Genomic DNA, 18,072 nt, shown 5'->3' on the forward strand with positions numbered 1-18,072 from the left:
CCGTCACCCCTCCGTCCCGTCCCGGCCCGTTCAGAAGCCCAGCAGCAGCACGACCCCTGACACCAGCGCGAACACCAGCACGCACAGCCGCATCCTGCGGGCGTCCAGCCGGTGGTGCACCAGGCGGCTGAGCCCGGCGCCCAGCGCGATCGCCGGCACGGCCGCCACCGCCCACCCGAGCTGGGAGACCTCCGCCTTCCCCGTGGCGAACAGCAACGCCAGGGAGGCGACCTCTCCCACGAGGAAGCAGGCGGCGACGGTGGAGCGGAGTTCGGCCGGTGACCGGTGCTGGTAGACCAGGGCGAGCGGCGGCCCGCCGACGCCGGTGGCCGTCTCCGTCAGTCCGGTCACCACGCCCGCGCCCAGGTAGGCGACCCGGCCGGGAGTGAACACGGGTGCGGCCAGGCTCACCACGGCCGCGAGCACGGTCGCGACCCCGACGAACACGCCGAGGCTGTGCTCCGGGATCAGCCAGAGGAGTGCCAGTCCCCCGGGGGTGGCGGCGAGCCGTGCCCCGGTGATCCAGCCCGCGCCCCGCAGGTCGAGCGACGCCCGTTCGCGCCAGGCGACGTACAGGTTGAGCGGGATCATCGCGGCCAGGACGAAGACCGGGACAAGACCGGGGGCGAGGATGCCGGCCACGGGCGCGACGACCAGCGCGAAGCCGAGTCCGCTGCTGCCCTGGACGAAGGCGGCTACGGCCACCGTCACGGCCAGGGTGACCAGCGAGGGCCAGCTCACAGGATCACCGTCCGCTCGTGCCGTGCCCGGGCCTCCGTGGAGGTGGGGTGGGCCCGCACCACGCGCGCCCTGGTCACCGCCGCTCGCGCCAGTTCGGCCGCGCGTCGCACCAGCGCGGCTCCGTCCCAGTCGGTGGGGCGGCCGTGCCACATGCGCAGACGCCCGGCGACGAAGACGGCGGTGATCTGGTCGCGGTTGCCGCGCCGGACCAGCTCCCACGGCAGGTCCCAGGAGAGCGCCAGCTCGGGTGTCTCGACGTCGACGAGGAGGAAGTCGGCCGCCCTGCCCGGCGCGACGGCCCCCGTGCGGCCGCCGAGACCTACGGCGTCCGCTCCCCCGCGTGTGGCGTGCTCCAGCCAGGTCCAGCCGGCCCCGCACGACGAGTCACCGGTGGCGAGCCCGTACGCCAGGCGCTGGGCGAACTCGGCGGCCTCCGCGAGCCGGAAGCCGTCGCCGCGGGTGCCGTCGGTGCCGAGGCCGACGCGGACACCGCGCTCGGTCATGTCGGTCGCGGCCGCGACCGCGTTGCCCTTCCAGGCGCTGGCGACCGGGTTGTAGCTGACGGCGGCACCCGTGTCGGCGAGCAGGGACAGCTCGCGCGGGGTGAGCAGCGTGGCGTGCGCGGCGAGCAGTTGCGGGCCGAGGGCGCCGACGCGGTGCAGGTGTTCGAGGGGGCGCAGCCCGTGGCGCAGCAGCGACCGTTCGACGCCGGCGAGATGTTCGTTGACGTGGATCTGCACGACGGCGCCGGCCTCGGCCGCCAGGCGGGCGGTGTCGCGCAGGGTTCGTTCGGTGGCCGCCTCGGGGATGGAGACGGCGAGGGAGGGATGGACGAGCGGATCGCCGTCGTAGCGGGCGAGATGCTTCTCGGCGTCGTCGAGGACGGCCCGGGGGTCGCTCCCGGGCTCGCGGTCGGTGTCGTTGCACACGAGGCCCAGGACGCAGCGGATTCCCGCGTCCCGCGTGGCCGACGCGACCACGTCGACGTCGACGTCGGCGCGGGTGCCGGCGTCGGTGACGGTCGTGAAACCGCCGCGCAGGGCCTCGAAGGAGGCCAGTTTGGCCGCCGTGTACGCCGACTCCTCGTCCAGTGCTCCCTCCAGCGGCACCCAGACCCGGCGGAAGATCTCCGACGGCTCCCCGAAGGCGAGCGCGGCGCCGAAGCTCTGCGTGAGGTGGTGGTGGGCGTCGACGAATCCGGGCATCAGCAGGTGTCCGGGGAGGCGTACGGTGTCCAGTCCCGGATGGGCCCCCGCCAGCTCCGCCGCCGGTCCGACGGCCTGGAAGAGTCCGTCGTCGACCAGTACGGCATACCCGTCGGTGGGGCCTTCGGGCAACAGGACGGCGTCCGGCGCGAGCAGCAGGGGCCCGTGGCCGGTGAGGGGGGCGCGGTCGAGTCGGTTCATCGGTCGCTTTCTGTGCGGGTGTTGGTCAGCCGCGCGGCGATGCCCGGCCTGACGTGGTGGAAGAGGATGTTGAGCACGGCGGCGACGCACGCGCCGACGGCGACGCCGCTTTCGAGCAGGATGCGGACGTTCGGCGGGAAGCCGCCGTAGACGCCGGGGACCAGGATCGGGAGCAGCCCCAGGGCGAGGGCGACGGCGACGACGAAGGTGCTGGTGTGCCGGTCGAGGTCGGACCGGCCGAGCATCTGGATGCCGAGTACGGTGATGACGCCGAAGACGATCATGGCGGTGCCGCCGACGACCGGGGACGGGATCGCGCTGATGGCGTGGGTGACGGGCGCCAGCAGCCCGATGACGACGAGCACGATGCCGGCCACGGCGGTGACGAAGCGGCTGCGGACGCCGGTGACGCGGACGATGCCGATGTTCTCCCCGCTGGTGACCATGAGGGGCAGGCCGAAGAAGCCGCCGAGGAGCGAGGTGAGAGCGTCGCCGCGGACGGTCTTCGGGACGTCGGTGCGCTTGTCGATCGTCTTGCCGACCGCTTCGGCGTTGATGACGGTCTGGCCGGTGGCCTCGGCCATCGAGGCCAGGCTGTAGAGCATCAGCGGCAGCGCGGCGACGAGGTTGAACTCGGGTGTGCCGAAGGGCATCAGGTGCGGCAGGGTCACCAGTTGTCCGCCGGCGAGGGACCCGGTGTGGATCGCGCCGGTCGCCGCCGCGAGGGCGGTGCCGGCCAGCAGGCCGAGCATGACGGCCAGTTGGCGCAGGACGCCGGTGAAGAGCAGGTAGAAGACGACGGTGAACCCGATCGTCGCCATACCCAGGCCGAGGTTGCCCGGATCGGCGAAGCCCGGCGAGCCGGGCGGGCCGGTGACCAGGACCGCGCCGACCTTCACCAGGTTGACGCCCACGATCACGATCATCGTGCCGATGACGAGCGCGGGGAAGAAGGCCAGCAGCCGCGAGAACACCGGCAGTACGACGAAGCAGAACAGCGCGGTGAGGATGACGGCACCACCGGCCGTGGGCAGGCCGTGCTGCTCGGCGATGGCCAGGAAGAGGATGAGCGGAGCGCCGCCCGGCAGCATCACGAACGGCAGCCGGGGCCCGAACTTCCACGGGCCGAGCGACTGGATGAGGGATCCGACACCCGAGAGCACGAAGGCCGCGGAGAGCAGGTCCACGGTGAGACCGGCGTCCAGTCCGAGGGTGGCGCTCATCAGGAAGATCGCGGAGATGGGCGTGGCCGCCATCACGAGGACGTGCTGGACTCCGAAGAGCAGGATGCGGAGAACCGGGCGCGATTCGTCCACGGGGTGGGTGCCGGACCGTTCACCGGCGTCGGCCGTGGACTCCGACGCGGTGGCGGGCTCCGGGGGTTTGGGCTGCGGGGGTTGATCGGTACTTCCGGCCTGGGGCGGCCGGCTCTGGTGGGCACTGGTCACGTTGGACTCCGTTCGGGCCTACAGCACGCTCGGGGTGGAACAGCGATCCGGCCCTGGACGGAGAGCCAAATCGATTTGGCCAAATCGATTTGGCCGCCAGTATGGGAGGGTCGGGAGCCCGCGTCAAGGACGGTGACCTACGGCGGCGGGAGACCGGAACCGGGACTTCTTCTCCCTCGACGGCCGCGGCGCCATCGTCACCGGCGGCAAGGATCGTCACCGGCGGCAGGACGGGCCTCGGCGGGGCGTTCTCGCCGGCCCTCGCCGAGGCGGGCGCCGACGTGTTCGTACCGTCCGTCACCGAGGACGACGGCACCACCCAGGAGCTGACCGAGGCCGAGGGCCGCCGCATGGAGCTCATGAAGGCGGACCTGACCGAGCCCGGCGTGCCGCGGCGGATCGGCGAGGGCTGCGCGGACGCCTTCGGACCGGTGGACATCGTGGTGAACTCGGCGGGCATCTGCAACATCGCGGACGTCGAGGAGTCCGGCCGCGAGCAGTGGGACCCCCATGCTCGACATCAACCTCACGGCGCCGTTCGAGCTGAGCCACGAGGCGGTCCGCTCAATGATTCCGCAGCGTTCCGGGAAGATCATCAACATCGCGTCGATGTTCTCCTTCCTCGGCGGCCAGTGGTCGCCCGCCTACGCGGCCACAAAGCACGGCATCGTCGGCTTCACCAAGGCGTACTGCGACGAGCCGGCCCAGCATCCAGGTCAACGCCATCGCGCCCGGCTACTTCGCCACGAAGATCACCGAGGCTACGCGGGCGAACCCCGAGACCGACCAGCGCGTCCTGGACCACATCCCGGCTGGCCGCTGGGGCGACGTCACGGATCTGATGGGCGCGACCGTTTTCCTCGCCTCCCGGGCGTCCGACTACGTCAACAGGCTCGTTCTCCCGGTGGACGGGGGCTACCTGGTCCGCTGAACCCCCACGCCGCGCCCTCCCCCACGCACCGCACACCAAGAGGTGGATCACCGCGGCATGTGGACGGTCAGCTGGTACCGCGACCTGCTCGGCGAGGAGGCGTCCGCGCGGACGCGCGCCGCCGGGCTGGACGCGGAGGACTACCTCAACGACGAGGCGGCGAAGGTGCCGCCGGGGGCCGACGGGCTGATGACCGTCCTCGACTGACTCGCCCCGGGCGACGCCCCCTTCCGCAAGGGCACGATGCCGGGCTTCGACGGACGCCACGGCCGCTTCCACGTCTACCGGTCCATCCTGGAAGCCCTCGCGATGACGGTCCACGACACGACGGAACGCATGGCACGCGAACTGGGCACGACCCACCGCGAGGTCATCGTCTCCGGTGGCGGCTCACGATCCGACCTGACCGGGCTGGGAGCAGCGATCTGCGCGGCGTTGGGTCTCGGCGTGCACGCGGAGTTCGAGGAGGCCACGGCCAGGATGGTCCGCGGCGGTGAGGTCTTCCACCCGGACCCGGAGAACCACGCCCTCTACCGCCGGCTGGAGACGGTGTACCGGGACGTCCGCGAACACACCGACGCCCTCTACCGCCGGCTGGAGACGGTGTACCGGGACGTCCGCGAACACACCTACGCGCTTTACCGCCGTACGTACGACGTCTTCGGCTGATGCCGGTCAACGGGCGCGGCCGATTCGGATGGGGCCGCGCGCCCGGGCCGGGTCGACCGGGTGACCGCCCTGGGTGACCGTGACCTCTCCGGCCGCTGCCAGTCGCCCGGCCGCACGGCGGGCCGGCTCCATGAGGGCGCGCCAGCCGTCGGCGTCCCCTTCGTGGACCGCGCGTGCGGCGTCCGAGGGGCAGATCGTCGCCTCCGGGCGGCGGCGCCCCAGGAGTTCCAGAATGGCTCGCTCCAGGCTCCGGCCCGTCCGCTCCTCCGCGTCCGCCACCCGGCCAGTATGGCGATCCACGGGCGGTCGCGCCCGCGGGCGGGCCCGGTGATCGCCGGAAACGTATCCTCGCTCTGAGCACGAGGGCGAGGGACGGTGCACGTGGCAGCCAGCACACCGCAAGCGGGACAGACCCGGACGTCGCTGAGCGCGCGGGCCCGCGAGGCCGTGCGCGAGCGCATCGTGGACCGCCGGTATCCCATGGGAACGCGGCTGGTGGAGCGAGAGGTCGCGGAAGAGCTGCGGATGTCCCGGGTGCCGGTCCGCGAGGCGCTGCGCGCCCTGGTCGCCGAGGGGCTGCTGGAACTGCTGCCGCACAGCGGAGTACGGGTGCGGCGGCTGGAGCGGGCCGACGTCCGGTACCTGTACGAGGTGTGGGAGCCCCTGGCCGTCCAGGCGTCGCGGCTCGCGGCCAGGCAGGTGGCGGCGGCGGACGGGCGGCTGCCGGAACTGGAGGCGCTGCGCGCTTCCCTGGCGCGGGCCGAGGACGCCGCCGAGGAGGACGAGGGCGCGCTGGAGGTCGCGGCGCACACGGAGTTCCACGAGCGGATCGTCGCGCTGTCCGGCAACCCGCTGCTGGCCCGCACCATGGAGCAGCTCGGCTGGCAGTTGCAGCTGCTGTTCGGCATGCGGGCCGAGCCCGCGCACATGCGGGCCCAGCACGCGGACATCTTCCGGCACATCGCCGCGGGCGACGAGGAGCCGGCCGCCGCGAGCACCCTCCTGCACGTCCGGGACAGCCGGGCCGTGGCACTTCGGTCCCTCTTCGGGGACAGGGCTTTGTATACCAAGTGATTCTTTGTACACCGGGTGATTCTCAAATGTGCAGCACCGGTGGGAATCATCGGGGCACATCCGGCACCCCCTTGTCCCGTCCTCCCGGCCTGGTATACAAAATGGCGCCAGGCAGGTCTCCCCCTGCCTCGACTCCCCCGTTCCCCACCAGGAGCCCAGCGATGTGCATCGAGCCGTCCGAGCCCCCGTCCCCTCGACTGACCCGCCGAGGCGTGCTCGCCGCCTCCGCGGCCCTCGCCGGTACCGCGGCGGCCCTCGGTTCCGCCGGTCCGGCGGCGGCGACCACGCCGGGCCGTCGCCCTCGCACCGGCGACCTGGTCGTCGAGGGCGGCACCCTCCTCGACCCCGCGAGCGGTGACGTCACCGAGGATGCCGTCGTGGTGATCCGGGACGGTGTGGTGCGCGCGGCCGGCGCCCGTGGCAGGACCGCGGCCCCGACAGGCGTCCCGCGCCTCGACGCGCACGGCCAGTGGGTCCTGCCCGGCCTGATCGACGCGCACATCCACCTCAACACCGTGGCCGAGGCACGTGACGCCGTCGGCAAGGGCGCGACGAGCGCGCGCAGCGGATCCACCAACTTCTACCAGGACATCGCCGTGCGCGAGCTGGCCCGCCAGGTCCCCGGCATGGCGCCCCGACTGCGGGCGGCCGGCGTCTTCGTCACGCCGGACCTGGGCGACACCCTGCTCGCCGACCCGGAACTCGCCACGCTGGCCGGCCTGAAGGACGGGGTCCGGTCCGCCGAGGCCCTGCGCCACGTCGTGCGGGTCAACCTGGCGCGCGGCGCCGACGTGGTCAAGACGCGGGTGAACGAACGGGCCGGTCTGCCCGAGCAGGACCCGCTGGCCCAGGTCTACTCGCACGCCCAGCTCAGCGAGGTGGTGGCGGCGGCACGGCGCGGCGGGAAGGGCGTGCTCTGCCACAGCTACAGCGAGAAGGGCTGCCACGACGCGGTGACCGCGGGCATCCGCTCCCTGGAACACGGCGTGTTCGTCGGCGAGCGCACCCTGCACGAAATGCGCCGCCGCGACACTTACTTCACGCCCACCCTCACCGCCATCGCGGGTCTCGCCGAGTCCTCGGACCCGGTGCTCGCCGAGCGGGGCCGCGCCTACCTGCCCGTCCTGAAGCAGGCGGTACTGGCGGCGCACGAGCTGGGCGTGCCGCTGGCGGCGGGCACCGACTCCTCCGGCGGCACGGTGGACCCCATCGGGCGCGAGGTGCGGTTGATGCACGCCGCCGGACTCTCACCGCTCGACGCGATCCGCACGGCGACGACGCAGGCCGCGCGGCTGCTCGGCCTGGAGGGGACGGCGGGCCGGCCGACCCGGGGCCACGCGGGCGACCTGGTGCTGGTGCCGGGCGACCCGCTGGCCGACGTGTCACTGCTCTCGAAGCCGTCCCGGGTGGTGCGTTCGGGCATCCCCGTCTGACCACTGCCCGTACCCACTATCCGCACCACACCCCTCATCCGTAGGAGAACGGCATGACTCCTCCGCCCCTGTCCCGGCGCAACGTCCTCGCCGGCGCCGCCTCGCTGGGCAGCGCCGCCGGCCTGGCCTCCACGACGGCGCACGCCTCACCCGACCCGGCACGTCACGGCCGCGACGCCGTCGTGTTCCGCGACGTGCGTCTGCCGGGCAGGTCCGGGGCGGTGGAGCTGACCGTCCTCGACGGCCGGGTCTCGGACCGGCCGGCCCCCAGGGGCGCCAAGGTGGTCGACGGCGGTGGGCGGCTGGCGTTGCCGGCGCTCGTCGACGCGCACATCCATCCCGACAAGACCAGTTGGGGTGGCCCGTGGGTGTCGCGCAGGCCCGCGAGCGGCATCGCCGAGTACTGCGAGCAGGACGTCGAGCTGTACCACTCCCAGCGGCGCCCCGTCGGCGAACGGGCGTACGGTCTGATGGCGCACGCCGTGACCCGCGGCACCCGGGCCATGCGGGCCCACGCGGACGTCGCCCCCGCCTACGGCCTCGCCGGTGTGGAAGGCATCGCCGAGGCTCGGGACCGCCTGGCGGACGCGCTGGACGTGCAGATCGTGGCGTTCCCCCAGCACGGCGTGGTCCGTACGCCCGGCACGGCCGAACTCCTGGCCAGGGCGGCGCGCGAGGGCCTGGTCGACATGATCGGCGGCATCGACCCGATCAGCTTCGACCAGGCTCCGGAGGAACAGCTCGACCTGGTCTTCGACCTGGCCGACCGGCACGGGATCGGCGTCGACATCCACCTGCACGACCGCGACGAGAAGGGGACCCGGGTCATGCGCGGCATCATCGACCGCACCCGGTCCCTTTCCCTGCGGGGCCGGGTGACGGTCAGCCACGTCTTCTGCCTGCCGTTCCTCGCCGAGCGCGAACTGCGGGCCATGGCCGAGCACTTGGCGGAGCTGGACATCGCCCTGACGACGGTCGCGCCGAACGAGTCCCTGGTGCTGCCCGTGTCCACGCTGCGCGAGTACGGCGTACGGGTCGGGCTCGGCTCGGACGGTGTGCGCGACTCGTGGAGCCCGTTCGGCGACGCGGACATGCTGCACCGCGCCCATCTGCTGGGCTGGATCACGGACGTACGCCTCGACGACGAGCTGGCCTCCTGCTACGACGTCGGCGCGCACGGCGGCGCGGACGTGATGGGCCTGCCACGGGCCGACCTGAAGCCGGGCGCACCGGCGGACTTCGTGCTGGTGCGCGGCGAGTGCCTGCCGCAGGTCGTGGTCGACATGCCCCGGCGGGACATGGTCGTGCACGGCGGGCGGGTGGTGGCTCGGAACGGCGAACTGGTCTGAGACGGACGCTCGCGGCGAACGCACCGGGGTCCAGGCAGTGGTGTGTGTGCAGCGTCACGCACGACAAGAGCGGTCCAAGTTGTCTGAGTCACAGCGTAAATGTCCCTTTAGCCGCCATGCTCGGGTCGGATGCCGGCGCCCGAAGTGACGTGCGCCGGCATGGACTTGGACGTCGGGTGCTGGAGTGAGCCATGCCACAGCACTCGGGACGTTCCCTCTCTTGTTCACCGGAGAAAGGTGCGAATCGTGGCCGCTTACCTGTGCCCGCCCGCCGTCATACACGGCGAGCACGCCGTCAAGACCAGCCAGATCGTGGAGGAGGTCCGCGAGCGGCACCCGGACGCGGCGTGGGCGCCCCGGATCGACGGCATCGCGGCCAGTACCGGCATCGAGAGCCGTGGCTGGATGCTGCCTCTGGAGTCCGCCGTCGCGCCCGGCGCCTCGGGCGTTCTGTCGGCGACCGGCTCCGGGCCCGCGCGGGAGGCGCTGGCCCGCGACGGGTTCACCGAGCAGGACGCGGACCGCGTGGTCGCCGCCCTCGAAGCGGCGCCGGCACCGCAGACCGTGCAGGAGCGCACGGCACCGGCCTGGGAGGCCGTGCAGGCGTACGGGGAGCGGGCGGCGCGCGGGGCCCTGCAGATCGCCGGGCTGGACGTCTCGGACGTCGACTGCCTGATCACCAGCAACTCCACCACCCCGGCGCTGCCGGGTCTGGACGTCGCCCTGGCCAACAGGCTCCCGCTCCGCGGCGACGCGATGCTGCTGCCCGCCTCGCAGTGGGCCTGTGTCGCAGGGACCCGCTCCCTGGCACTCGCGGCCGACCTCGTGGCGGCCGACCCCGACCGGGTGGTCCTGGTCGTGATCTCCGAGGCCCTGAGTACGACCTACCAGCCCGCGGACGACACCCTGGAGTCCCTGATCGTCCGGCTGCTGTTCGCGGACACCGCGGTCGCCGCGGTGGTCACGGGCCGCCCGAGGCCCCAGTCGGTGCTGCGGCTGGACGCCTCCTGGCACCACACCGTGCCGGACACCCAGGACCTGCACCGCCTGGAGACGCGGGCGGACGGCACCCACTTCGTGATGGACCGGCGCGGCCCGCGCGCCGTGCAGAACACCGTCACCGCCATGTGGGACTGGCTGCACGACCGCTACCAGGACGACCCGAACTCCTGGCACCCCGACGTGCTGCTCGCGCACCCCGGCGGGACGCGGGTGCTGGAGTACATGGAGCAGACCATGCCCGAGGCGTGGCCGTCGGGGCTGCTCGACCACAGCCGGGACAGCTACACCAGCGGCAACCGCGGCGGCGCCGCCGTGTTCGACATCCTGCGCCGGGCGCACGACGCCGGGCAGCGGCCGGGCAGTCGCGCCGTGCTGTACGCGGCGGCCCCCGGCCTCACGGCGACCGCCCTCGAAGGAGAGTGGCTGTAGCCCGGCCGCGCCGTCACCTGCCCACCACCGCCCAGACCACCTTGCCGGTGTCCGTCCACCGGACCCCCCACCGGGCGGTGAGCCGGTGCACGACGTGCAGTCCGCGCCCGCCGTCGTCGAGGAGCTCGCCGCGGCCGAGGCGGGGCCGGCCGTTGCCGGTGTCGCCCACCTCGCAGAGCAGCCCGTGACCGGCCCTGATCAGCCGTACCGTGATGGGTCCGCCGGCGAACCGGACCGCGTTGGTGACCAGCTCGCTGACCAGGAGCAGCACCCTGTCCCGGGTGTCGTCCCTGGTATGCCACTCGCGCAGCAGCGCGGAGACCAGCGTGCGGGCCCGGGCGGCGGCGTCGTCGCGGGCGGGCAGCCGCCAGGTGGCGGTGTCCCCCTTGCGGTAGCCGATCATGCGGGCCAGCAGCAGGGTCACGTCGTCGCGCCCGCGCAGCGGCGACAGTCCGGAGACGACCCATCTCGCGGCCTCCTCCAGGACGTCCCAGGGGTGCACCGTGGACACGGCGTCCGCGAGCCTGCCGATGCCCTCGTCGATCGGCACGGCGGGATCCTCCACCAGCCCGTCGGTGTAGAGGGCGAGCAGGGAGCCCGGGGGTGCGGCGAAGGTGTGCACCCCGAACGGCTCCCGCAGGGCGAACTCCGCGCCGAGGCCGGGGTGCGGGCGGACCGCGAGCGGCCCGGCGCGGCCGTCCGGGAGCACCAGGATCGGGGGGAGGTGGCCCGCGCTGGACAGGGCCACGCGGTGGCTGACCGGGTCGTAGACGGCGATGCAGCAGGTCGACCCGAGGGCGCTGTAGCCGGCGGCCAGCCCAGACTCCGCGTCGTCCAGCATCGTCACGGTCTTGTCCAGGTGTTCCAGCACCTCGTCGGGCGCCAGTCCCGCGGAGAGCAGCGCGCGGGCCTCCATGCTCAGCTGGCCCATGGTCGCCGCGGCTCCCAGGCCGTGTCCGACCACGTCCCCGACGACGAGGGCGGTGCGGCCGTCCGGCAGCGGGAAGCTGTTGAACCAGTCACCGCCGACGCCCGCGCTGTCGGGGGTGGCGGGCTGGTAGACGCTGGCGGTCTCGACGGTGTCGCCGCCGGTGCGTGGCAGCAGCCGGCGTTGCAGCGCGAGGACCTGTGTGTGCTCGCGCTGGTGCTGCCGGGCCAGGTCGACGTGGTGCGAGGTTCTGGCCACCAGTTCCTGGAGGTCGAGCAGCTCGCTGTCGTTGAAGGGGCGGTCCGCCCGTCGCCAGACCTCCGCCACGCCCAGGACGACGGGCGGCGACCCGTCGAGGACGAGCGGTATGCAGGCCACACCGGCGGACCGGTCGCTGGGTACCAGGGCGCGTACGAGCTTCGGGCTGCCGAGGACCCGCTCGATCGACTTCCGGTCGGGGATGACGATGGCCTGCGCGGCGTCGTCCCGCCGGATCGCCTGCGACAGCAGATGACTCGCGTCCTTGGGCAGATCGTCACCCGGAGTCACGTACCCCTCGGGCCAGACCCGGTCCGGCACCAGGGCCGCCCGTCGCAGCCGGATACGCCCCTGGCCGTGCTCGGTGACCCCCTCGCCCGTCCACACGGCGAAGTCGAGGTCGATGGCGGCCACGTCTCCCCAGGCCAGCAGCGACTCCGCCAGCGACTGCGCGGTCTCGCCGATGTCCAGCGAGGTGCCGATCGCGGTCTCGGCGGCGTACAGGTGCAGTCTCCTGGCCATGGCGATCAGGGAGACGGTCAGGCCCTCCTGCGGCGCCGCGGCGGACAGGATGCTCATCGAGACGACCAGCTCCGAGCCGTCGGCGCGGCGCAGCCGCTGTACCCGGGCGACGTGTGCCTCGCCGGTCTCCAGGACCTGCCGCAGCCGGCGGGTGACCGTCGGTATGTCCCAGGGTGGCAGCAGATCGACGAACGGGCTGCCGGTCACGACTTCCAGACCGGCGAAGACGGGGGCGTCCAGGTTGCTGCGCGTGATGCGCAGCTCCCGGTCCAGGTTGACCGCGCCGAGGATCTGCTCCTGGAGGCCGGCTGCCGGGTTGGGGTGGACGCGTACGCGGGCGGTGTCCTCACCCGGCGCTCCGGAGGCACCGGCTGCCGCCGACGCTCCGCCGCGCGGGATGTACTTGCCCAAGGCGCTGCTGACCAGGTCGAACGGCGACGAGGACGAAGAGGACGAAGGAGAGGGTGTGTCCATACGGCTCTCTCAGCTCGCTCGCCGGCCCCGGCACAGCGCCGGGCCGTACTCGCACCCGTGCGGGCAGTGCCCCGAGATCTCCGACCGCACACCTCATTCAATAACACGCCGGGCGGCTTCGCCCACACCGGCGCCGCGACGCCAGCGCTCCGGCTCGATAGGGCCCGCGTACAGGGGCAGCTCCAGCGGTGGCCCGCCGTCCCCGTCCTCCAACGGGTCCCACACCCGGGTGAGCCCCGCGGTGCCCCGCGCTCGCACCCGCCGGGCCTCGGCCAGGTCGAGTACGTCCGTCAGGACCTCCTCGGGTCCGGGCCCGGCCTCGGCGCGCATCCGCCCCTCGGGGTCCACCACGACGCTGCGCCCCAGACCGTCCGGGGCAGCCGCGTTGAGGCCGGCCATGAAGACCTGGTTCACGATCGCGTTGGCCTGCGCGAGCACGACTTCCTGGGCACGGTCGACGGTGGGCGTGCGCACCAGGTTCAGTACGACGTCGGCGCCCTGCCAGGCCAGGTGGCGGGTGACCTCCGGAAACCAGGCGTCGTAGCAGATCGTCAGGCCCACCCGGCCATGGCCCGCCATGTCGAACACCACGAAGTCGCAGCCGGCCGCCGTGGTCTCGTGGGGGCGCCACGGGAAGATCTTGCGGTACGCCGCGACCCGTTCACCCGTGGGCGAGTAGACGGGCGCGGTGTTGTAGATCCGGCCGTCGGCACCCTGCTCGTGGACGGTGCCGGGCACCAGCCAGATGTCCAGTTCGCGGGCGAGGGCGGCCAGCCGAACGCCCCGCGGGCCGTCCAGGGGCTGGGCCGCCGCGGTCATGACCCGCTCCGGGTCCTCGCCGGGCTCGTGCCCGCACAGATGCAGTTCCGGGTAGGCGAGCAGCCGGACGCCGGGGTGCGCCGCCGTGACGCGGCGCACGTCCTCGGCGAACGCGTCCGCGTCGTCGGCGGCGTGGTGCCGTGCGGCCGCCTGGACGAGGCCGATCGGCAAGGGAGTCGTCATCGCTGGGCAGCCTTCCGCGGTCGTTGGCGTCCGGGGGACGGGGGACGGGGGACGGGGTCGAGCCAATCACCGGGCCACCCATGGGAAAAGATCCCTTCCTCCAGTGCGATCCACAGGAAGAACCTGTGGCCCGCGCGGCGGCCGGGCGTCCCGCGCCGCCCAGGGACCGTGGTAGAACGAGGACCCCCGCGTCAGTGTCACGACGACGCGCGCCCCCGACCCGACAGGACACGGACCGCGTATGACCCTCAACCAGCTGAGGGCCTTCGTCGAGGCGGAGCGGCTCGGGTCGTTCACCGCAGCGGCGCGGGCCATGGACATCGCCCAGGCCTCCGCCTCCGAACTGGTGCGCCGCCTGGAGACGGAGCTGGACGCCGAGCTGTTCGCGCGCGGCAGCCGCACCCTGGCTCTGACCTCGGCCGGCCAGGAACTGCTGCCGTACGCCCAGCAGGCGGTGGAGGCCGCCGAGAGCGGGACCCGGGCGGTGCGCTCCCTGGGTTCGCTGGGCGGCGGGACGGCCACGTTCGGTGTGCTGCGCAACGCCGACTACTACCTGCTGTCCAACCTCGTACAGCTGTTCCACGCCCGTTATCCGTCCGTCCGGGTCAGGCTGGTGGGGCAGAACTCGGCCGAGACCGCTGCGGCCGTGGCGGCGGGACGGATCGAGGCCGGTCTCGTGGTCCTGCCGATCGAGGACGAGGGGCTGGTGGTGACGCCGCTGCTGCGGGACGAGGTGTTCTTCGTCAGCGCGAGCGAGGAGCGCACCCGGACGCCCATGACGATGGAGGCCTTCTCCCGCACCCCGCTGGTCCTCTACGACGCCCACTACGGCTGGCAGGACCCGACCCGGCGCCAGCTCGCGGAACGGGCCCAGCTGGCCGGGGTGAGCGTCGATCCGCTGATCGAGCTGGAACATGTCGAGGCCGCGCTGGGTCTGGTGGCCGCCGGGGTGGGCGACACGATCGCCAGCCGGGCCGTGGTCGCCGGGGCGACGTTTCCCGCGGGGCTGCGCACCGTCCCGTTCGCCGACCCCCTCTACGACACGATCGCGCTGGTCAAACGGCGGGGACATCCGCTGTCGCGGGCCACCCGGGAGCTGGTCAGGATCGCCGAGGACACCTTGCGCGAGATCCGGGACGATCTCGGCCTCTGAGTACCGGCCACTGGACCCACAGGGAAACCCTGCGCTTCGGACAGGAATCGCCCCTCTGGTCCTGTGGCAGTGTGCCGTCTAGCGTCCCTGCCATGCAGATCACGCACGACGAAGCACAGTCCCTCCCCCCGTTCCAGTGGCTCAAGAAGCCGTCCGTGGACGGACCGCCCGCCCAGCGCGACCCCTCGGTCGTCGAGCGCGTCTCACAGATGCTGAGCGAGATCGAGCGCAAGGGCATGGACGCGGTACGCGGTTACGCCCAGGAGCTGGACGGCTGGTCCGGCGACCTGGAGATCGAGGCCGCCGAGCTGAGGAAGTCGGGGGACGCGCTTCCCCCGGACGTCCGTACCGCGCTGGAGATGGGCTACGAGCGCACCCACCGTTTCGCCGCCGCGCAGCGCGAGCACCTGACGGACTTCGAGATCGAGGTCGCTCCCGGTGTCGCCGGCGGTCAGCGCTACGTCCCCGTCTCCCGCGTCGGCGCCTACCTGCCCGCCGGCCGGTTCCCGCTGCTCGCCAGCGCGTTCATGACGGTGAACGTGGCCAAGACGGCCGGCGTCCCCACCGTCCTCGCCTGCACTCCCCCGTCCGGGGAGCACGGCGCCCACCCCGCCGTGCTGTACGGAGCCTACCTGTCGCGAGCCGACCGGGTGTTCGCGCTCGGTGGCGTCCAGGCGCTCGGCGCGATGGCCTTCGGCCTGCTCGGTGAGGCACCGGTCGACATGCTGGTCGGCGCGGGGAACGCGTACGTCACCGAGGCGAAGCGGCAACTGTTCGGGCGGGTCGGCATCGACCTGCTGGCCGGCCCCTCGGAGGTCGCCGTCATCGCGGACGACAGCGCCGATCCGGTGTGGGTCGCGGCGGACCTGCTGGGCCAGGCCGAGCACGGGCCCAACTCACCGGCCGCCCTGGTCACCACGTCCGCCGAGCTGGGGCGCGCCGTGATCGCGGAGGTCGAGCGCCGGCTGGAGTCCCTGACCACCCGGAACATCGCCGGACCGGCGTGGCGCGACTTCGGCTCCGTCGTCGTGGTGGACGACCCGGCCGCCGCCGTCGCGGTGGCCGACGTGATCGCCCCCGAGCACCTGGAGATCCAGACCGAGGACGACGACTACTACCTGGAGAACCTCTCCAACTACGGCTCGCTGTTCATCGGGTCGTGGTCGACGGTCGCCTACTCCGACAAGGGCATCGCCGGCACCAACCACGTACTGCCCACCGGCAAGACCGCCCGCTACAACGCGGGGCTCTCCGTGTCCCGCTTCCTGAAGCCGCTGACGTACCAGCGCGCCTCGAAGGAGGGGACCGCGTCCCTGGCACCGGCCGTCGAGCGCGTCTCGGCGTTCGAGGGGCTGGCGGCGCACGGTGCGACGGCGACGCTCCGCATCGACCGGATCGGGCGGAAGTCCGGCGCGTTCGACGACGTTCCGGCCCCCCTGCGCGACCAGCTGTGACCCCGCGCGGGGGGCCCCCCCGCGGGGGGGGGGCCCCGCACCGCCCCACCGGGGCGACAGCCCCCCCCGCGCCCCCCCGCCCCCCCCCCACCGCCGCTCCGGTGCCGAAGCCACCCCCTGCCACGCCCGGCCCCCGCGCCCTGTCCCCACCCGAGGTTCTGCCATGCCACACCGCCCGTCCGCGCCACCGGCGCCCGCCGGAACAGGGAGCGGCACCGCTCTCACCCAGGGCCTGAAGGGCCGCCAGATCACCATGATCTCCATCGGCGGGGTGATAGGCGCCGGGCTGTTCGTCGGCTCGTCCGCCTCCGTGACCGCCGCCGGGCCGGCCGCCCTGGTCTCGTTCCTGCTGGCCGCGGGGCTGGTGGTGCTGGTCATGCAGATGCTGGGCGAGATGGCCGTGGCCCAGCCCGACACCGGTTCCTTCTCCACCTACGCCGACCGTGCGCTGGGCCGCTGGGCGGGCTTCTCGATCGGGTGGCTGTACTGGTGGTTCTACATTCTCGTCATCCCCATCGAGGCCATCGCCGCCGGCGAGGTGGTCGCGGGGCTCACCTCGGTGCCCAGCTGGATCCCGGCGCTCGTGGTGATCGCGCTGCTGGCGGGCAGCAACCTTCTCGCGGTGCGCAACTACGGGGAGTTCGAGTACTGGTTCGCCCTGCTGAAGGTCGTCGCGATCCTCGCGTTCCTGGTCCTGGGGGCGCTGGCCATCCTCGGTCTGCTGCCGGGGTCGGACACCCAGGGGGTGTCGAACCTGTGGAGTCACGGTGGTTTCGCACCGCAGGGCGGCACGGCCGTCCTCGCCGGTCTGCTCACCGCGATGTTCAGCTTCCAGGGCAGCGAGATCGTCACCATCGCCGCCGCCGAGTCCGAGGAACCGCGCAAGAACATCAGGAAGGCCGTGCGCGCGGTGGTCTGGCGGCTCGGCCTCTTCTACGTCGGCTCGATCCTGATCGTGGTGTGTCTGGTCCCGTGGAACGCCGACGATCTGGCGGCCGGCTCCTACCAGGCCGTTCTGGACCGGATGAACATCCCGGGCGCCGCGCGGATCATGGACGTCGTACTCATCGTCGCCGTGGGCAGCTGCCTCAACTCCGCCGTGTACACCGCGTCCCGCATGATGTTCTCGCTGGCCGGGCGCGGCGACGCCCCCGCTCTCTTCGCCCGCACCTCACGGCAGGGCGTCCCCCGCAACGCGGTCGCGGCCTCCACCGTCATCGGCGTGGCCGCGGTCATCGCCAATTATCTGCTGCCGGACGTCTTCTCGTACCTCATCGCTTCCAGCGGAGCGATCGCCCTGATCATGTACATGGTCATCGCCCTGACCCAGTACGCGAACCGGCGCAAGGGAGGGCAGCCGGCCGAGGTGCGGATGTGGGGGTTCCCCTACCTGACTCTCGCCACGGTCGCCTTCATCGCCGGGGTGCTGGTGGTCATGGCCGTACTGCCGGGACACCGGCTGGAGCTGTGGCTCTCGCTCGGACTGACCGCGGTCCTGGTCGGCCTGGGTGTGCTGCGACAGCGGCGTCCGGCGGGCGGCGCGGGAGACACCCCGGCGTCCTCGGTCCTGGAGACGGAGCGGGCTGCGCACCACACGGTCCGCGGGCGCTGACGGATCAGCGGGCGCGGGCGTGCGTGGCGCGGGCGTGCGTGGCGCGGGGCACGAACTCGGTCGGCAGGACCAGCCGTTCGCCGGCCGGGTCGACCTCCTTGGCGATCCGCCGGACCAGCAGGCGTGCGGCCTGGCACGACAGCTCCCGCAGGTCGTGCCGGACGGTGGTGAGCCGGAATGCCTCCCA

15 protein-coding genes and 3 pseudogenes are annotated in these 18,072 nt (G+C 72.9%); 12 read left to right on the forward strand and 6 right to left on the reverse strand.

All coding sequences use genetic code 11. The features are described 5' to 3' along the window. Positions 1–30 precede the first annotated feature (30 nt). From ACFWR9_RS15025 to ACFWR9_RS15035, 3 genes are read right to left on the reverse strand one after another with little or no spacing between them, the layout of a single operon-like run. Positions 31–741, reverse strand: a complete 711-nt coding sequence (locus tag ACFWR9_RS15025) for a sulfite exporter TauE/SafE family protein (protein WP_383841119.1) — start codon at positions 739–741, stop codon at positions 31–33. Beyond that, a complete protein-coding gene (locus ACFWR9_RS15030; protein ID WP_383841122.1) occupies positions 738–2,147 on the reverse strand; it encodes an amidohydrolase family protein in 1,410 nt (469 codons plus the stop codon). The genes ACFWR9_RS15025 and ACFWR9_RS15030 overlap by 4 nt, the downstream gene beginning before the upstream one ends. After that, a complete protein-coding gene (locus tag ACFWR9_RS15035) occupies positions 2,144–3,463 on the reverse strand; it encodes a uracil-xanthine permease family protein (RefSeq protein WP_383841299.1) in 1,320 nt (439 codons plus the stop codon). The genes ACFWR9_RS15030 and ACFWR9_RS15035 overlap by 4 nt, the downstream gene beginning before the upstream one ends. Before the next feature lie 233 nt (positions 3,464–3,696). Between ACFWR9_RS15035 and ACFWR9_RS15040 the strand changes: the two are divergent. From ACFWR9_RS15040 to ACFWR9_RS15060, 5 genes and pseudogenes are all read left to right on the forward strand, one after another. After that, positions 3,697–4,050: pseudogene (locus tag ACFWR9_RS15040) on the forward strand (SDR family NAD(P)-dependent oxidoreductase); the annotation flags it as partial. A gap of 112 nt (positions 4,051–4,162) precedes the next feature. Then, a pseudogene (locus tag ACFWR9_RS15045) lies at positions 4,163–4,246 on the forward strand (oxidoreductase); the annotation flags it as partial. 100 nt (positions 4,247–4,346) lie between these two features. After that, positions 4,347–4,526 (forward strand): SDR family oxidoreductase, encoded by a 180-nt coding sequence (locus ACFWR9_RS15050; RefSeq protein ID WP_383841302.1) that lies wholly within the window; start codon positions 4,347–4,349, stop codon positions 4,524–4,526. Positions 4,527–4,583: 57 nt separating this feature from the next. Further along, positions 4,584–4,733, forward strand: a complete 150-nt coding sequence (locus ACFWR9_RS15055; protein WP_383841125.1) for a hypothetical protein — start codon at positions 4,584–4,586, stop codon at positions 4,731–4,733. A gap of 15 nt (positions 4,734–4,748) precedes the next feature. After that, positions 4,749–5,195 (forward strand): annotated as a pseudogene (locus ACFWR9_RS15060) (FGGY-family carbohydrate kinase); the annotation flags it as partial. A 6-nt stretch (positions 5,196–5,201) separates the two neighbouring features. On the opposite strand, the gene ACFWR9_RS15065 reads toward ACFWR9_RS15060, so the two are convergent. Beyond that, entirely contained in the window at positions 5,202–5,474 is a 273-nt protein-coding gene (locus ACFWR9_RS15065; RefSeq protein WP_383841128.1) for a DUF3253 domain-containing protein, read from the reverse strand. 102 nt (positions 5,475–5,576) lie between these two features. Here ACFWR9_RS15065 and ACFWR9_RS15070 point away from each other — a divergent pair, with 102 nt between their 5' ends. The 4 genes from ACFWR9_RS15070 to ACFWR9_RS15085 all read left to right on the forward strand — a co-directional run bounded on the left by ACFWR9_RS15070 (position 5,577) and on the right by ACFWR9_RS15085 (position 10,482). Next, positions 5,577–6,269, forward strand: coding sequence for a GntR family transcriptional regulator (locus ACFWR9_RS15070; RefSeq protein WP_383841131.1), 693 nt, complete (start codon positions 5,577–5,579; stop codon positions 6,267–6,269). A 161-nt stretch (positions 6,270–6,430) separates the two neighbouring features. Next, on the forward strand, positions 6,431–7,702 hold the full coding sequence (locus ACFWR9_RS15075; RefSeq protein WP_383841134.1) for an amidohydrolase family protein: 1,272 nt from the start codon (positions 6,431–6,433) through the stop codon (positions 7,700–7,702). A gap of 53 nt (positions 7,703–7,755) precedes the next feature. Continuing rightward, positions 7,756–9,051 (forward strand): amidohydrolase family protein, encoded by a 1,296-nt coding sequence (locus ACFWR9_RS15080; RefSeq protein ID WP_383841137.1) that lies wholly within the window; start codon positions 7,756–7,758, stop codon positions 9,049–9,051. A 246-nt stretch (positions 9,052–9,297) separates the two neighbouring features. Further along, a complete protein-coding gene (locus ACFWR9_RS15085; protein ID WP_383841140.1) occupies positions 9,298–10,482 on the forward strand; it encodes a type III polyketide synthase in 1,185 nt (394 codons plus the stop codon). A gap of 13 nt (positions 10,483–10,495) precedes the next feature. Here ACFWR9_RS15085 and ACFWR9_RS15090 read toward each other — a convergent pair whose 3' ends face one another. Both ACFWR9_RS15090 and ACFWR9_RS15095 read right to left on the reverse strand, forming a co-directional pair. Beyond that, positions 10,496–12,664: a SpoIIE family protein phosphatase gene (locus ACFWR9_RS15090; RefSeq protein WP_383841143.1), complete on the reverse strand. Its 2,169-nt coding sequence runs from the start codon at positions 12,662–12,664 to the stop codon at positions 10,496–10,498. A 93-nt stretch (positions 12,665–12,757) separates the two neighbouring features. Beyond that, positions 12,758–13,666 carry a carbon-nitrogen hydrolase family protein gene (locus tag ACFWR9_RS15095; protein WP_383841146.1) on the reverse strand — a complete coding sequence of 303 codons (909 nt, stop codon included), beginning with the start codon at positions 13,664–13,666 and terminating at the stop codon, positions 12,758–12,760. A 241-nt stretch (positions 13,667–13,907) separates the two neighbouring features. On the opposite strand from ACFWR9_RS15095, the gene ACFWR9_RS15100 reads away from it, so the two are divergent. The 3 genes from ACFWR9_RS15100 to ACFWR9_RS15110 all read left to right on the forward strand — a co-directional run bounded on the left by ACFWR9_RS15100 (position 13,908) and on the right by ACFWR9_RS15110 (position 17,885). Further along, positions 13,908–14,819, forward strand: coding sequence for a LysR family transcriptional regulator (locus ACFWR9_RS15100; RefSeq protein ID WP_383841149.1), 912 nt, complete (start codon positions 13,908–13,910; stop codon positions 14,817–14,819). A 92-nt stretch (positions 14,820–14,911) separates the two neighbouring features. After that, positions 14,912–16,273 (forward strand): histidinol dehydrogenase, encoded by a 1,362-nt coding sequence (hisD, locus tag ACFWR9_RS15105; protein WP_383841153.1) that lies wholly within the window; start codon positions 14,912–14,914, stop codon positions 16,271–16,273. A 163-nt stretch (positions 16,274–16,436) separates the two neighbouring features. After that, entirely contained in the window at positions 16,437–17,885 is a 1,449-nt protein-coding gene (locus ACFWR9_RS15110; protein ID WP_383841156.1) for an amino acid permease, read from the forward strand. The last annotated feature ends 187 nt before the right edge of the window (positions 17,886–18,072 follow it).

It is taken from the genome of Streptomyces sp. NPDC058534, assembly GCF_042717365.1.
Lineage (GTDB): Bacteria > Actinomycetota > Actinomycetes > Streptomycetales > Streptomycetaceae > Streptomyces.

What these genes read in the sequence shown, in the direction of transcription:
- hisD (WP_383841153.1), top strand. Translation starts at nt 14,912, where the DNA reads ATGCAGATCACGCACGACGAAGCACAGTCCCTCCCCCCGTTCCAGTGG.
- ACFWR9_RS15100 (WP_383841149.1), top strand. Translation starts at nt 13,908, where the DNA reads ATGACCCTCAACCAGCTGAGGGCCTTCGTCGAGGCGGAGCGGCTCGGG.
- ACFWR9_RS15090 (WP_383841143.1), bottom strand. Translation starts at nt 12,664, where the DNA reads ATGGACACACCCTCTCCTTCGTCCTCTTCGTCCTCGTCGCCGTTCGAC.
- ACFWR9_RS15030 (WP_383841122.1), bottom strand. Translation starts at nt 2,147, where the DNA reads ATGAACCGACTCGACCGCGCCCCCCTCACCGGCCACGGGCCCCTGCTG.
- ACFWR9_RS15110 (WP_383841156.1), top strand. Translation starts at nt 16,437, where the DNA reads ATGCCACACCGCCCGTCCGCGCCACCGGCGCCCGCCGGAACAGGGAGC.
- ACFWR9_RS15080 (WP_383841137.1), top strand. Translation starts at nt 7,756, where the DNA reads ATGACTCCTCCGCCCCTGTCCCGGCGCAACGTCCTCGCCGGCGCCGCC.
- ACFWR9_RS15055 (WP_383841125.1), top strand. Translation starts at nt 4,584, where the DNA reads ATGTGGACGGTCAGCTGGTACCGCGACCTGCTCGGCGAGGAGGCGTCC.
- ACFWR9_RS15075 (WP_383841134.1), top strand. Translation starts at nt 6,431, where the DNA reads ATGTGCATCGAGCCGTCCGAGCCCCCGTCCCCTCGACTGACCCGCCGA.
- ACFWR9_RS15095 (WP_383841146.1), bottom strand. Translation starts at nt 13,666, where the DNA reads ATGACGACTCCCTTGCCGATCGGCCTCGTCCAGGCGGCCGCACGGCAC.